We start from the raw sequence: 14,677 nt of genomic DNA, 5'->3' as shown, positions 1-14,677 counted from the left end.
GCGGCTCCATTTTGTGTGGAGACATGGGTCGAGGAAAGAAAAGAATAGATGGACGACTTTTTCAGAGGTGTCGAAAGCCCCGGCATGATCGATTGGCCGAGCATGCCGACCTACAACACATTAATGGCAGTCGCAGCCGGTGCAGCGCTCATCGGGCTTGCGATGTTCTTCAGGGAAGTTCGCTCGAACTCCGGCAAGACTGCCGTGCGGGTCGACGGATACGCCATGGCGTTCGGTGCTCTTGGCTTGATCTTGACAACCACCGGCTTGCACATGACGACGACGTGGCCGCTGGCCGCTGGCGGTTTCGCCTACGACAATGTGATCTTCGGTGAAACCTGCCTGGGCTTTGGATCACTCTTGCTGTTCGCGTGCTTCTATCTCTGGAAGCAGCGTGACCACATTGCCCGTTCACAGAAGGCTCTGAGCGAACTGCTCCACGCCGCAAAGCCGCTGTCGATTTTCGCCGGCGGACTGGGATTGGGACTGTGGGGCATCGCCTTCGCCGGCGTGATGTACCGACTCTTCACCGCTCCCCCGCAGGAGCCCATTTCCGGTTGGTTTGCACAGTGGCCGTGGTTCGAAGCGATCTTCATGTCACTGTTCTTCTTTGTCATCGGTTTGGGCTGCGTCCTGTTCCCAATCGGCGTGTTCCGCGCTGATAAAGAAGGCACATCTGAATCGCGTGGAGGCGGCATTCTCAACGCTGTCATGTGGCTGTGGCTGGCATGCGGCGTTGCAATCGGCCTATTCGGATGCCTGAACTTCTACACGCACATCGGTCTGATCGTCAACACGATGTGAGATCTGCAGTTGCCACGATTCTGAATGACAGAGGAAGGGCACGTGTCGGTGCGGATTCCGGTAGCTTCCAGCTGCTGGGTCCGCACCGTTTCATATCGGGCGACATCGGGAAAAATAACTCATCAATCTCATCAAGGCGTTGAACAAAGACGCCCTCGTCACTGAGCGCATTGACAATCTGCCCAACTGAGTGGTTCCACTGCACCGTCGCGTTCTTGCCTGGGGTCACAGAAGAGCCTGCGTAGTCGGATTCGCTTGAGTCGTCGTCCCATGTGATTCCCTCACGGGTTTCAAAGTACGGGAAATGAAGTTCGAGGGCGTCACATTGCACCGGGTCCTTCAATGTTCCCACAAGAGGATGCACGTCACGTACAACCAGCGTGCCGCCTGGTTTCAGCAAGGAAGCGACGACATGAGCCCACCGGCGTATGTCAGGCACCCATGCAAGGGCACCCTCCGAGGTGTACACAATGTCGAAGCGTCCCTCTACCGCCTCATGGGCAGACAAAACATCCGAGCAGACGTAGTCGATGTGGAGGCCTGCTCGGTCGGCAATGCCGCGTGCAATCTCCAGGGATTCTTCGGAAAAATCAAGGCCAACCAGACGGTGCGCCCCCAAGCGTGCCAGTCCCACAGTGTCGGTGCCGATATGGCATTGAAGATGGATGACGTCGCCGCCCTCGATGTCAGCGCCCTCCAGGTACGGTCGATCCAAGCGTATGGCCTCAGGAATCTTCGCGCGATCGTTCACCAGAGCGTCAACGTCGTAAAACGGTGACTGAGCGTGACGTGATGCCTGCTCCTGCCAGAAGGCGTGATTGAGGCAGAGTGCGTCACCGTGCTCACGCATCAGCTACAGACCCATCTTGCGGATCGCGCGCATCGCTTCCTTACGGTTCTTGCGGTCAAGGCGATCAATGTAAATCTTGCCGTCCAGATGGTCGCATTCGTGTTGAATACACCGACCCATCAGCTCCTCGCCTTCGACGACAACTGGCTTGCCATCCAGGTCAATCCCCTCGGCACGGGCATACCAGGCACGCTCAGTTGGGAAGAACAAGTCAGGAACTGACAGACAACCCTCATCGCCATCCTGATATTCGTCCTTGGACAACTCGACGATCCGGGGGTTCAGGATGTAGCCCACTTCCCCATCGATGTTCCACGAGAACGCACGCAAACCAACGCCGATCTGGTTGGCCGCGAGACCCGCACGCCCCTCCATATCAACGCCCTCAAGCAAATCTTCGACCAGCATCTTCACGTGGTCATCAATCGTCGTGATCTCCTCACACGGCGTACGCAGGATGGGATCTCCGATTATGCGAATGTCACGAATTGCCATTATTGCCCCTGATTCATTAGGTCTTGATGAAGTTCACTGACACGCATGAGCGCTTCGTCCACGGGAACTTCATGGCGCTCACCTGTCGCTCTCGTACGGATTTCCACGACACCGTCAGTCAGGCCACGCCCAACGACGAGGGTGATCGGAATGCCGATCAACTCACTGTCAGCAAACTTGACACCTGCCGACATCTTCGGACGGTCATCGTAGAGCACATCGAGACCTGCAGCATCCAACTGAGTGGCCAAATCGCGCGCCGTCGTAAAGATCTCCTCGCCCTTGCCCGTTGCGAGGACATGAACATCGAAGGGTGCGATGTGTGCGGGCCATGACAAGCCCTTCTCATCGCTGGTCGATTCAGCCAAGGCCGCCATCACGCGAGACACGCCGATACCGTAGGAGCCCATCGTGACGATGCGGGATTTGCCGTTCTCATCCAGAACGGTCAGGCCCAACGCCTCGGCGTACTTGCGTCCCAACTGGAAAATATGGCCGATTTCGATGCCGCGTTCCAGGTGCAACGGACCGGAGCCGTCAGGTGCGGGGTCGCCCTCGCGTACCTCGGCCGCTTCGATCCAGCCATCTGCAGTAAAGTCACGCCCCTTGACAAGGCCAAAGACGTGCCGTTCGACCTCATTGGCGCCTGTGATCCACGAGGTGCCATCCACGATGCGCGGATCGAGCAGGTAGCGCACAGGGTTTTCAATGCCCCGTGCATTGGGGCCCAGGACGTCAGGGCCGATGTAACCGGCGACCAGCTCCGGATGCTGCGCCAGATCCTCGCCGGTCGCGATCTCTACGCGCGCCGGTGAAACAGCGGCCTCTAGGCGCTTCATATCGACTTCTCGGTCACCTGGCACACCGATCACCACGACTTCACGCGTGTCGTCAGGATGCGTCAACGCCACTACCACGTTCTTCAATGTGTCGGATGCTTCCCACAGGCGATCCTCACGCGGATGCTCGTCGTTCGCGAACGTCACGAGCGCGTCGATCGTCGTGGAATCCGGCGTCGGATAGACAACTGCCTGGCGCTGACCTTCGATTGGCAGCGGGTCCGGTGCCGGTGTCTTGACAGCTTCCGCGTTGGCCGCATACCCACCTGCAGAGCGCACAAATGTATCTTCGCCAATCGTGCACGGATGCAGGAACTCTTCAGAGCGTGATCCGCCCATTGCGCCGGACATTGCCGAACAGATGACGTATTCAAGGTCCAGACGTTTGAAGATCGCTTCGTATGCCGAACGTTCCAGGTCGTAGGAGGCATCCAGCCCGTCATCGTCAAGGTCGAAAGAGTACGCATCTTTCATGATAAATTCGCGTCCGCGGATCAGACCGGCGCGAGGACGAGCCTCGTCACGGTACTTGGTCTGAATCTGGTACAGCGTGACGGGAAGATCTTTGTACGAGGAGTACATATCCTTGACCAGCAGGGTAAACATCTCTTCGTGAGTGGGGGCAAGCAGATAGTCCCCCTCTTTGCGGTCACGCAGCTTGAAGAGCGTAGGGCCGTATTCCTCCCAGCGATGGGACTGCTTGTACGGGTCGGCTGGAAGCAGAGCTGGGAACAGCACTTCCTGCGCACCGATCCTGTCCATTTCCTCACGCACAACCTGCTCCACCTTGCGCACCACGCGCAGGCCCAACGGGAGCCACGTGTAGATACCGGGTGCGGCACGTCGAATGTAACCAGCGCGCACCAGGAGCTTATGAGAGGTGACTTCCGCGTCGGCGGGATCTTCACGCAACGTGCGGACAAAGAAAGATGACATAGTTTTCAGCACGTCTTCCAGATTAGTTCACCACTGCGCTTCCTGTCAGATCCTGTCCCTGAGATGTCGGAATCCACGCGAGGCGACCAGCAGCACGAGACAATAGAACCATGATGAATTTTCTTCCAACCGGTACTCCCTGGCTGCCTTCGACGGACCGTTATTCGACCATGCCGACCGCGCGTTGCGCGGACTCAGGTTTGCAGCTCCCTCGCATTGCACTGGGACTGTGGCACAACTTCGGTGACGACCGCCCGTTCCAGACACAGCGTGACATTATTCGCTTCGCATTCGATCACGGTATTTACCACTTCGACATAGCCAATAACTACGGTCCGCCAGCGGGGAGCACGGAAGAGAACTTCGGGAGGATCTTCGCGAAGGATTTGCGGGCACATCGCCACGAGCTCGTCATTTCAACGAAAGCGGGATGGGACATGTGGGAAGGTCCCTATGGCCAGGGCGGTTCCCGCAACTACTTGTTGTCATCTCTGGATGAGTCATTGACCCGTATGGGGCTCGATTACGTGGACATCTTCTACCACCATCGTCCTGAAGGCGAAACGCGCCTGGAAGAATCGATGATGGCGCTGCGTGATGCTGTGGCATCGGGCAAAGCACGCTACGTCGGGATTTCGTCCTACAGTGCGCACGCAACCATTCAGGCGCAGTCGATCATGCGTGAACTCGGCGTTCCCCTCGTGATTCATCAGCCGTCGTACTCCATGCTGAACAGGTGGGTTGAAGAAGGCGAGCCCTCGCTGCTGGATACTGCCGCTGAACAGAAGATGGGCGTCATCGCGTTTTCTCCTCTGGCGCAGGGAATGCTCACCGACAAGTACCTGGACGGCATTCCTGAGAATTCACGGCTCGGCGTGGGTAAAGTTTCGCGCGAATTCTTGACCGATGAGACGCTCGATCACATTCGCGCCCTCAACGATATAGCTCATGAGCGTGGACAGGATCTGGCTCAAATGGCTATCGCGTGGGTGCTGCGAGATCAGGGAGCGCGCACCGTGACCACCGCATTGGTCGGAGCTTCCAGCGTGGAGCAGTTGTCGAATTCTCTCGGAGCACTCGACGCCACTGACTTCAGCGACGAGGAACTGCAGGCCATCGACGAGCATGCGGTGGATTCAGGCATCAACCAATGGTGGGGCGCAACTGAAACGCGGCCGTAAGGCACCGACTGCCTCACGGCCGCGCAAGTGGTAGACGTCTTATTCGCCGTTCATGGCGGCGTTCGCCTTCTCGTCCGCTGTCTTCATACCCTCAGCGACGGGAACGCGTCCCTGAAAGACCTCGTTAAGGACTTCGGTGTACGCGGCTGACGCGGCCGTGAAGTTGTCGCCTACAGGCGGATCAATGGTGGGCGCACCATCGGCGACAACGTCGAAGAACGGTTGAATGTCGATCCCCTTGTCCTTCCAGAAATCGAAGTAGACCTGCTGCGCCGCTGTGACCGCAGGCAGATTCGTGCCGTTCTTTCCGATATATTCGTTGCCTTCCTGGGAACCGAGCCACTCCAGAACCTCGGCAACAGCCTCGGGGTTCTCACTCTTCGCATTGCCCGCAACGACGATGCCGTTGGTGACAGAGACACGGCCTGCGGGACCCTCCGGCAGAAGCGCTGTCCCCCACTCAAAATCGGCACTTTCCGCAATGGTGGCCAAGTTGTACAGGCCGGACTGGAAGATCGCCATGTTGCCCTGGAGGAACTGGTTACGAGTGAATTCTCCGTCCATGTTCGTATCGGCTGCCGAGGGAGCCACGTGTTCCTTGGTAATCAGGTCGACAACGTACTGCATGGCCTGTGTGGTCCTGGCGTCAGAGAAGGTGAATCGGTCACCGTTCTGGAACGTGCCGCCGTTGGAGCCAATAAAGGGCAGCATGATTGCCTGGAGATCCTGAGCCGCGTTGTAGCCGTACTGGGTGATCGAATCTGCGTTGAAGTCAGCTGAGTCAGCAGTATTGCCGCTGTCATCCTTCGTGAGCTTCTTGAGCAGGTTGATCAGCGTGTCGTCGCCGCCCTGCGGTGACCATTTCGCATTGGCGAGGTCGTCCGGTGTCACGCCAGCTTCATCGAGGAGAGTCTTGTTGTAGTACAGCGCAATTCCAGCGTCCGACAGCTGCGGCACGCCCCACAATGTGTCATCGAGGGTGAAGGCCTTGACAACATTGGCATCCCACTGGTCGCGCGCTTCGGCGCCCAATGCCTCGTCGATATTGACCATGTTGCCGCTCTTGGCGTAGGACGTGTAGGACGAGTTGTTAATCCAGAACAGGTCATCCATCGAGCCGGCAGCGATATCCGTGCGCAACTTGGTGAAGTAGTCGCTCCACGGGACGACGGAAGTCTCCACAGCTATGTCAGGATTCTGTTCGTGAAATGCAGCGAGTGATTCTTCGTAGGCGCCGGCGGCCCCCTCGTCCCACAGCCTCAAGGTCACAGTGGTGGCAGCTCCTGAATTCGAAGCGGTCCCCCCGCTTTCGCCGCTTTGACCGGATCCTCCTGAGCTGCAGGCAGCCAGAGCCAATGCCATGCCCAGAATTCCTGCAAGAAGCGGCTTTCGCAGATGTGTCATCGCTTCATCCTTTCGTGTTGTGGTGGGGTCTACTTAAAGCTCGTGATCGCAATGGAATCGACAATACGACGATTGAAGAGCGCAAATATGAGGATCAACGGTGCCATTGCAATCGTGGTGGCAGCCATGACCAGCGTCCAGTTATTGGTGTATTGGGACTGCAGGCTCGAGGTCGCCACGGTGATCACTGCCCAGTCCTGGCCGGTTGTCACAATCAACGGCCACATGAAGTTGTTCCAGTGCGTCACTACCGTGATCAACGCAAGAGTTGCGATAATCGGGCGGGACATAGGCACGACAATCCGAGTCAATACTCGGATAGTTCCAGCACCATCGAGGCGCGCTGCGTCGATCAGGTCCTGAGGAATGGAGCGGAAATACTCACGAAGCAGGAAGATCGCATACGGGGAGCCGAAGACATACGGCAGCACCAATGCCCAGAACGTATTGCGCAGCCCACTTTGCGCCATCATCAGATACAGCGGAACGATCGTGACGACCTGCGGCACCATGAGCGTAGCCAGATACACCCAGAAGACGGCGTCACGACCAGGAAAACTGATACGCGCGAAAGCATAGGCGGCCATGATGGAAAAAAGAAGTTGGCCCACAAGGACAACTATCACGACGGCGAACGTTACGCCGAAGGCGCGGCTGAAGTCGACCTTCGTTCCACCTGCAAACAGGTTCGTGAAGTTGTCCAGAGTCGGCGGTGCGGGAGGTTCAAGAGGCGACGAGGTAGCGAACTGCCTTGGTGTCTTCAACGACGTCATGACAGACAACGCGAACGGTGCCAGAACCAGAACCGCACCGATGACCAAGATTGCGTAGACAAGGGTGTTCGTCCACACCGCGGCAACGCCACGCTTCCTAGGAGTACTCATAGGTCATCCTCCGGGAAAAGTAGCGATTCTGAATCAGCGTGATTGCCACCAGGATGACGAAGAGAACCAACGCCGTCACCGACGCTCTGCCCAGATCAAAGTTCGTGAACGCCAGGTTGTAGATCCGGTAGGACAGTACCTCTGTCCGCTTGGCCGGGCCGCCCTCGGTCAGCGCGAAAATCTGGTCGAACATTTGGAAGACGGAAATGGTGGACGTAACCAGTACGAAGAACATCGTCGGGCGGATGAGGGGCACCTTGATTGACCAGAAGATGCGCGTGTCGGATGCTCCATCGACGCGCGCTGCCTCAATGATGTCTTCTGGTATCGCTGCCAGACCGGCCATAAAAAACAGGGCGACGTAGCCGACCTGGGACCAGATGGATACGAATGCGACTGCTGGCAGGGCTAATGTCGGATCGGTCAGCCATTCGACCCGGGCGCCGATCAGTGCGTTCAGGGCACCGCCGGTGGGGGCAAAAATCCACTTCCACACGATGCCCAGAGCCAGTGGCGCACACACCCACGGGATGACGTAGATAACGCGGAACACTCCCGAGCCTGGTAGTCCTTTCACCATGAGAGCAGCCATCAGCAGGCCGAGGAGTGTCTGAATGGGAATTACCAACAGCACCAGGAGTGCAGTGACGATCAGGGAGTTCACCAGGTCAGGTCCGGTAAGGACAGATACCCAGTTGTCGAATCCGACGAATTGGCGCGGTGCGATCAAATCCCAGCGCTGAAAGCTCAGCCAGATCACAATGCCGATGGGTGCCAGAAGGAAAACGAGCACACCGATCAAACTGGGCACCAAGAGCGCATAACCTGTCACGGTTCGACCCAGGCGATTACTACCCACGAGCCGCTCCCTTCCGCACTTCCAGGCTATCTTTCAACGGTACACAATATCCCCGCTCGACGCGCACCTCACGGTGATCACCGTGCTCCGGCAGGGATGACCTCGACGTGACCGTCGCCTTCTTCAAGGCCCATTTCTTCGGCGAGCAGGTTTGCGCGGCGAATCAGTGTTTCAACAATCTGATCTTCCGGCACTGTTTCGACCACTTCACCCTTGATGAAGATCTTGCCTTTCCCGTTGCCGGATGCCACACCCAGGTCGGCTTCGCGTGCTTCACCTGGTCCGTTCACGACGCATCCCATGACGGCGACGCGCAGGGGAACCGTCAAATCCTTCAGCCCCTCAGTCACACTGTTAGCCAGGGAATACACATCGACCTGCGCGCGGCCGCATGACGGGCATGACACGATTTCCAGTGTGCGCTCGCGCAGCCCCATTGACTGCAGAATTTGAATGCCAACCTTGACTTCCTCGACGGGCGGTGCCGACAAGGACACGCGGATCGTGTCACCGATGCCCTCACGCAACAGGGCGCCAAAGGCGGTAGCCGACTTGATGGTGCCCTGGAAGGCCGGTCCAGCTTCCGTGACACCCAAGTGGAGCGGCCAGTCCCCTCGTTCGGACAAGAGCTCATAGGCACGGATCATTGTGACAGGATCGTGGTGCTTGACAGAAATCTTGAAGTCGTGGAAGTCGTATTGCTCAAACAGCGAGGCTTCCCAGACAGCTGATTCAGCCAAAGCTTCAGCGGTTGGGCCGCCGAACTTTTCATACATACGTTTGTCCAGCGAGCCGGCGTTGACACCGATGCGGATCGAGGTCCCGTGTTCTGTAGCAGCCTGAGTGATGGCCTCGATCTGATCGTCGAACCGACGAATATTGCCTGGATTGACACGTACTGCCCCACATCCCGCCTCGATTGCCGCGAACACGTACTTGGGCTGGAAATGGATGTCCGCAATAACAGGGATGGTGGATTGCTGCGCGATTACTTTGAGCGCAGCAGCGTCCTTATCAGTCGGACATGCCACACGCACAATGTCGCACCCAGCTGCAGTCAGCTCCGCGATCTGCTGAAGTGTCGCCCCGATGTCATGCGTCTTCGTGGTGGTCATGGACTGAACAGAAATCGGCGCGCCGCCCCCCACAGGGACTGACCCTACGTGGATGCGACGAGTCTTCTTCCGAGGAAATCCCACATCCGCAGTGGAGGGCATTCCCAATGCAATTGGCTGGCTCATGGGCTCATTATCTCCCGAAGCATGGCAGTTGGCAGCGATTAACGACGATCTCACAGGGGCAACGTGACAGGGACAACAATGTCGGCAATCACCAGCACAATCGTCATAACCACCAGAATCAGCATCACAGCGTAGGTCACAGGCAGCATACGCGCCGTGTCAACCGGTCCGGGATCTGGACGATTGCGAAGGCGCGCCCACATGCGACGGGTCCCCTCGAACAGGGCGCCTGCGATGTGGCCGCCGTCCAGCGGTAGCAGCGGAATCAGATTGAACACGAACAACGCCATATTCAGTGAAGCAAGCAGCATCAGCAGCGTTCCGGCAGCACCGGCAAAATCCGTTCCACCTGATTGTGTGTCGTGCGCTGCGCTGGAGGAGACTTCAGCCGCGACGCGACCCACCCCCACAACAGACATGACAGAGTCCTCGCCACGGTCCTTGCCCGTGAAAAGCGACTCCACGACATTCCACACTGCCACAGGGAGCTTGACCACAATTGCCGCTGTGCCGATACCCATCTGTGCCCACACACTGCCCACGGTTGAAACCTGAGCTGAGCGTCGCTCCACCCCGGCAACAATTCCGGTGATATACGAGCCATCAGACACCTGGTGGGCCGTCACGGTCATCGTCTGCTCCACGCCGTCGCGTTCAATTGTCACGGCGGTGGGTTCAGATCCTGTGTGCGTGATCGCGCCGACCAGATCATCCCACTGGTGAACCGACGTGTCACCCCAGGAACGCACCGTGTCGCCTGCGCGGATGCCGGCCTGATAGGCAGGGCCGGGGAATTCTTCCCCGTCGCGCATCGTGATGGTCTGTGGCGCGTCCGCCAGTGTCAGGGATGCGGTCGGAATGCCAATTCCCATCAGTGCCACTGCCGTCAGAACAGCACTGATCAGCAGGTTCATAACCGGTCCGCCCATCATGACAGTGATTTTCTGCTGCACAGACAGCTGATAGAACGGAATGCCGGTTGCACCCTCGTCAATCATTTCCTCGGCGGACTGGCGACGTGCCTGTTCGGCCAAAGTAAGCTTCGAGCCGCGGTGCGTGCGTGTGCCAGGCTGCGCGGGAGGCAGCATGCCCAGGATGCGCACGTAGCCTCCCAGCAGAATCCACCGAATCACGTAGCGCGTACCGCGCCAGGTGCGTTGAGCGATTACCGGCCCGAAACCAACGGAATACTCACTGACGGCAGCTCCAAAGCGTTTGGCTGGCACCATGTGACCGATCTCGTGCAAGGCAACCGAGAGCAGAAGCCCAATGATGACGACGATAATGCCAACGGCTCCCGCCACTAGTGGTCCCCTCGTTCAGATCCCAGACCCGCTACGGCACGGGCACGGTCAGCAGCCCACCGTGCGGCCTCATGGATATCATCCAGTGTTGGATCGCTGACGCCCTCGTGCGCGTCAAGGACAGCCCCAACAGTGTCCACAATGTCGAGCCACCGCACCTGGCCGCGCAAGAATGCATCGACCATGACTTCATTGGCGGCGTTTAATACGGCCGGGTGCGTCGGTGAAGCGGCCACGGCCTGGCGAGCCAGGTCAAGAGCGGGGAAGGTATCAGAATCAACGGGTTCAAAGGTCCACGACTGCGATGCTGACCACGTCAGCGGCTGGGCGATGTCGCCTAGCCTTTCCGGGTACGACAGTGCCCAGCCGATCGGCAGGCGCATATCAGGCGGACTGGCCTGAGCAATGGTGGCGCCATCACGCCACGTCACCATCGAGTGCACGATCGACTGTGGGTGAACGACGGGAATAATGCTTTCAGGCGCTATATCGAAGAGCAGATGCGCCTCAATCAGCTCCAGCCCCTTGTTCATCAAGGTTGATGAGTTAATCGTCACCACCGGCCCCATTGCCCACGTTGGGTGAGCCAGAGCCTGCTGCGCGGTGACGTGTGCCAGTTCAGCGCGGGTGCGCCCGCGGAATGGGCCTCCTGAGGCGGTGAGCACCAGTTCGGCAACTTCGCTTCGGCCGGTCACTCGCGGCGCCGTTAGACCCTTCTCATGGATCCCCGAGCTGAGGGCCTGTGCGATCGCGCAATGCTCCGAGTCGACGGGAATGATCTGCCCGGGGCGCTGCATTGCTTTCCGGACGAGGGAGCCACCGACAACGAGGGACTCTTTGTTAGCCAGTGCCAACGTGGATCCGGCGGTCAGCGCGGCCAGTGTGGATTCCAGGCCGGCTTGGCCTGTGATCCCGTTGAGGACTGTGGCCTTGGGGTAAGCTCCGGCAAGCTGTGCGACGGCGTCGGCGCCCTCGGTAATGTCTGGACGCGCAGTACCCATCTCGTCCAAGGCAGCGGCAAGCTGGTGTGCTACGGGCTGGGCGAGGGCGACGCGTTCGGGGCGAAAATACCTGATTTGACGGGCGAACAGGTCAATGTTGCTGCCACCTGCTGCCAGCGCGCGCACCCGGAACGCCTCTTCGTGGCGTTCGATGACATCAAGGGCCTGCGTGCCGATCGACCCGGTGGACCCGAGGATTACGACATCGCGCACAAAAGGATCGGTGTGCATCAGTTGACAGCGAGGAGGATCTCAACGGCGCGCCCCAGGTAGGCATCCACAGGCCCTTCAGAATAGGCCTTCGTGCCTTTTGCATCACGGAACGTTGCCAGGCGTACGTCCTCGACAGTGACTTCACCGCGGTCATCGAAATAGTCAGCCAAGCGGTCCAGAAGATCGTCCACTTCCTGTGCGTTGTAACCTCGGCCGGATGCAGGATGGGAGAAGCGCTCCCCTCGTGGGCGAAGCATGCGGGGGTACAGAGTCGTTGCACGGTCTGCCACGCGTTCATACCAAGCGGATTCGCCGTTGACGGCAATATGGTCGGCACGGTCACGCTGAATGAACGCATCTTCCAGACGGCTCATCGCAGCATCCACTGCTTCACACGCGTATCCGCCGCGTTTGAGCAGGAAGGTCGCCTGGCGGACTTGCTCGGCGCTGAATTGTTCTGCAGGAACACCGCCCTCGTAAGCACTGCGCGCTTCGGTGAAGAATTCGTCAACGAGCTTCGGGTCGTAGCCGCGCTTGAAGACACTCACTTTCGGAAAAGAGTCACTCATTCTCACTCCTGCGTTCGATGTGAACCGGGACGGGCCGCTTCTTACGAGATGAGCTTACCTTCTCAACGGCGGTTGCGAGTTGACCACACGCCCCATCAATGTCGGATCCACGTGTATCACGTATCGTGGTCGAAATCCCTGCACGACGTAACGTGTCAACAAATTCATCTTGGGCGGATTGTGTCGATGCCGTCCAGATGGACCCTGGCGTGGGGTTAAGCGGAATGGGATTGACATGGGCCCACGTGCGCCCTCGTTTATTGAGCTCATCAGCGAGGAGCTGCGCGCGCCACGGCTGATCGTTCATATCGCGAATCAACGCGTATTCGATTGACACGCGCCTGCCGGTCGCCATGAAATACCGCCTCGCAGCATCCAGGAGTTCACCGACCTTCCAGCGTGAATTAATCGGAATGAGGTCATCGCGCAGGTCATCGTCGGGTGCATGCAGGGACACTGCCAGTGTCACCGGGATTCCCAAGCCTGACAGCTTGTCGATCGCAGGAACCAGGCCGACAGTTGAGACGGTGATGTTACGGGCGGACATGCCGAATCCCTCAGGCACATCGCGCACGAGTCGGTGCAGCGTGCCCACCAGGTGACGCCAGTTGGCAAGCGGCTCCCCCATCCCCATGAAAACGACGTTAGTCAGGTGTGTCGGCCCATCACCAATGTCGCCTCGGGCACATGCCAAGCGGGCGACGCGCACCTGTTCGACCATCTCACCGGTGGATAGGTTGCGTGTCAGCCCCATCTGCCCGGTCGCGCAGAACGGGCACGCCATCCCGCAGCCGGCCTGAGAAGACAGGCACAGCGTCGTGCGGTGAGGGTAGCGCATGAGAACCGATTCGACGCGGGCGCCGTCGAAAAGCTCCCACAGGGTCTTAATCGTCTGGCCCTTGTCAGCGTGCTGCGCTGTGATTTCCGTCAGGAGCTTCGGGAAGAGTTCCTCCCCCAGCTTCGGGCGCAGTGATGCAGGAAGATCCGTCATCTGCGCAGTGTCACCGAGCATGTGCTCAAAATAGTGGCGCGACAGCTGATCGGCTCTGAACGCAGGAATACCAACCGCTGCCACAGCTTCCTTACGTTCAGCAAGGTCCAGGTCAACGAGGTGACGCGGCGCCTTGCCGCGACGGCGTGCGGTGAAAGACAGGACCGGCTTGGCATTAGGATGCGTCGCGCCTTCCGGTGCCTGATCGGTGGGGCGTACTTCTCGGGTGCTCATAGCAGTGTCCCTGGCAATGCATAGCTGACAATGAACGTGAAGACCGGGGCGCACATCAGCACTGAATCGAGGCGATCCATCATTCCGCCGTGGCCTGGCAGGATACCCGACATATCCTTCAGTCCCACGTCGCGTTTGAGCATGGATTCGGTCAGATCACCCACGGTGGCAGCCACGGCAATGAGCGGACCCACAACCAGACCCCACCACCAGCGTCCGCCGAGAGGCACAATGAAACACGCTGCCACAGCCATACACATGGCCACCGAACCAATAAAACCTTCCCACGACTTCTTCGGAGAGATGCGCGGAGCCATCGGGTGACGGCCGACGAGAACACCGCAGGCCCAGCCGCCCAGATCGTTTGAGCAGGTCACCGCCAGATACATCACCAGAACCCAGCGCCACGACTGACCCGAGATCATTGTGGCAACGAATGAGGCAAAGAACGGTACGTATACGGCGATAAAAGCCGTGTAAACGAGGTCTCGTCCGTGCGGGCGGCCACCGTCGGGGTCGAGCAGACGCCATGCGCTGGCGATGGCAACAGTGAGAGCCAGAATTCCGGCGCTTACTCCAATCCCGCCCTGGCGGGCGCAGACGATCATCGCAACGGCACCGACATAAAGGGGTGCAGTCGGGACGATAATGCCGTCACGGCGCACAGCAGCGGCCAGCTCCCAGATGGCGACCAAGGACATCACGCATACGACTGCGGCGACGGCCCACCGGCCAATAGCGACAGCTACGCCGACAATCGTGATGAGGACGATTGCCGTCGCGATCGCAGCTGGAAGGTTACGTCCGGCGCGTCCGGACACTGACAGAGGTTTGTGATCCTGGGTGGGCCCTGGACGAAAAACCTGTGTGAT

General features: G+C 58.9%; 14 protein-coding genes. 2 read left to right on the top strand and 12 right to left on the bottom strand.

Features of this window, described 5'->3' with window-relative positions; genetic code table 11:
- Positions 1-48 precede the first annotated feature (48 nt).
- The gene (locus BLT69_RS05735; protein WP_058236735.1) at positions 49-804 is read left to right on the top strand and encodes a DUF981 family protein; all 756 of its coding nucleotides are present in this window, start codon (positions 49-51) and stop codon (positions 802-804) included.
- On the opposite strand, the gene BLT69_RS05730 is transcribed toward BLT69_RS05735, so the two are convergent.
- From BLT69_RS05730 to BLT69_RS05720, 3 genes are read right to left on the bottom strand one after another with little or no spacing between them, the layout of a single operon-like run.
- Complete coding sequence (locus BLT69_RS05730) at positions 791-1,654, bottom strand: class I SAM-dependent methyltransferase (protein ID WP_092648602.1); 864 nt, start codon at positions 1,652-1,654, stop codon at positions 791-793. The genes BLT69_RS05735 and BLT69_RS05730 overlap by 14 nt on opposite strands.
- Before the next feature lie 3 nt (positions 1,655-1,657).
- Positions 1,658-2,149 carry a peptide deformylase gene (gene def, locus BLT69_RS05725; RefSeq protein ID WP_070727246.1) on the bottom strand — a complete coding sequence of 164 codons (492 nt, stop codon included), beginning with the start codon at positions 2,147-2,149 and terminating at the stop codon, positions 1,658-1,660.
- Positions 2,149-3,924 (bottom strand): proline--tRNA ligase, encoded by a 1,776-nt coding sequence (locus BLT69_RS05720; protein WP_371935806.1) that lies wholly within the window; start codon positions 3,922-3,924, stop codon positions 2,149-2,151. Before BLT69_RS05720 ends, def begins: the two co-directional genes overlap by 1 nt.
- Before the next feature lie 110 nt (positions 3,925-4,034).
- Between BLT69_RS05720 and BLT69_RS05715 the strand changes: the two genes are divergently transcribed.
- Positions 4,035-5,105 (top strand): aldo/keto reductase, encoded by a 1,071-nt coding sequence (locus BLT69_RS05715; RefSeq protein ID WP_307876259.1) that lies wholly within the window; start codon positions 4,035-4,037, stop codon positions 5,103-5,105.
- Between the two features lie 39 nt (positions 5,106-5,144).
- On the opposite strand, the gene BLT69_RS05710 is transcribed toward BLT69_RS05715, so the two are convergent.
- The 9 genes from BLT69_RS05710 to BLT69_RS05670 form a co-directional block, all read right to left on the bottom strand.
- Entirely contained in the window at positions 5,145-6,509 is a 1,365-nt protein-coding gene (locus tag BLT69_RS05710; protein ID WP_092648600.1) for an ABC transporter substrate-binding protein, read from the bottom strand.
- Between the two features lie 29 nt (positions 6,510-6,538).
- A complete protein-coding gene (locus BLT69_RS05705; RefSeq protein ID WP_058236730.1) occupies positions 6,539-7,393 on the bottom strand; it encodes a carbohydrate ABC transporter permease in 855 nt (284 codons plus the stop codon).
- Complete coding sequence (locus BLT69_RS05700; protein WP_058236729.1) at positions 7,380-8,252, bottom strand: carbohydrate ABC transporter permease; 873 nt, start codon at positions 8,250-8,252, stop codon at positions 7,380-7,382. Before BLT69_RS05700 ends, BLT69_RS05705 begins: the two co-directional genes overlap by 14 nt.
- 77 nt (positions 8,253-8,329) lie before the next feature.
- Positions 8,330-9,493: a flavodoxin-dependent (E)-4-hydroxy-3-methylbut-2-enyl-diphosphate synthase gene (gene ispG / locus BLT69_RS05695; protein WP_070727237.1), complete on the bottom strand. Its 1,164-nt coding sequence runs from the start codon at positions 9,491-9,493 to the stop codon at positions 8,330-8,332.
- A gap of 50 nt (positions 9,494-9,543) precedes the next feature.
- The gene (locus BLT69_RS05690) at positions 9,544-10,797 is read right to left on the bottom strand and encodes a M50 family metallopeptidase (protein ID WP_092648599.1); all 1,254 of its coding nucleotides are present in this window, start codon (positions 10,795-10,797) and stop codon (positions 9,544-9,546) included.
- Positions 10,797-12,029: a 1-deoxy-D-xylulose-5-phosphate reductoisomerase gene (dxr, locus tag BLT69_RS05685; protein ID WP_092648598.1), complete on the bottom strand. Its 1,233-nt coding sequence runs from the start codon at positions 12,027-12,029 to the stop codon at positions 10,797-10,799. The genes BLT69_RS05690 and dxr overlap by 1 nt, the downstream gene beginning before the upstream one ends.
- Entirely contained in the window at positions 12,029-12,580 is a 552-nt protein-coding gene (locus BLT69_RS05680; RefSeq protein ID WP_058236726.1) for a DivIVA domain-containing protein, read from the bottom strand. The genes dxr and BLT69_RS05680 overlap by 1 nt, the downstream gene beginning before the upstream one ends.
- Complete coding sequence (gene rlmN, locus BLT69_RS05675; RefSeq protein ID WP_092648597.1) at positions 12,573-13,805, bottom strand: dual-specificity RNA methyltransferase RlmN; 1,233 nt, start codon at positions 13,803-13,805, stop codon at positions 12,573-12,575. The genes BLT69_RS05680 and rlmN overlap by 8 nt, the downstream gene beginning before the upstream one ends.
- On the bottom strand, positions 13,802-14,626 hold the full coding sequence (locus BLT69_RS05670; RefSeq protein ID WP_257590270.1) for a phosphatidate cytidylyltransferase: 825 nt from the start codon (positions 14,624-14,626) through the stop codon (positions 13,802-13,804). Before BLT69_RS05670 ends, rlmN begins: the two co-directional genes overlap by 4 nt.
- Positions 14,627-14,677 lie beyond the last annotated feature (51 nt).

It is taken from the genome of Schaalia radingae (assembly GCF_900106055.1).
GTDB classification, from domain to species: domain Bacteria; phylum Actinomycetota; class Actinomycetes; order Actinomycetales; family Actinomycetaceae; genus Pauljensenia; species Pauljensenia radingae_A.
The sequence above is the reverse complement of the archived record's forward strand: the minus strand, read 5'-3'. Positions and strand labels throughout refer to the sequence as shown.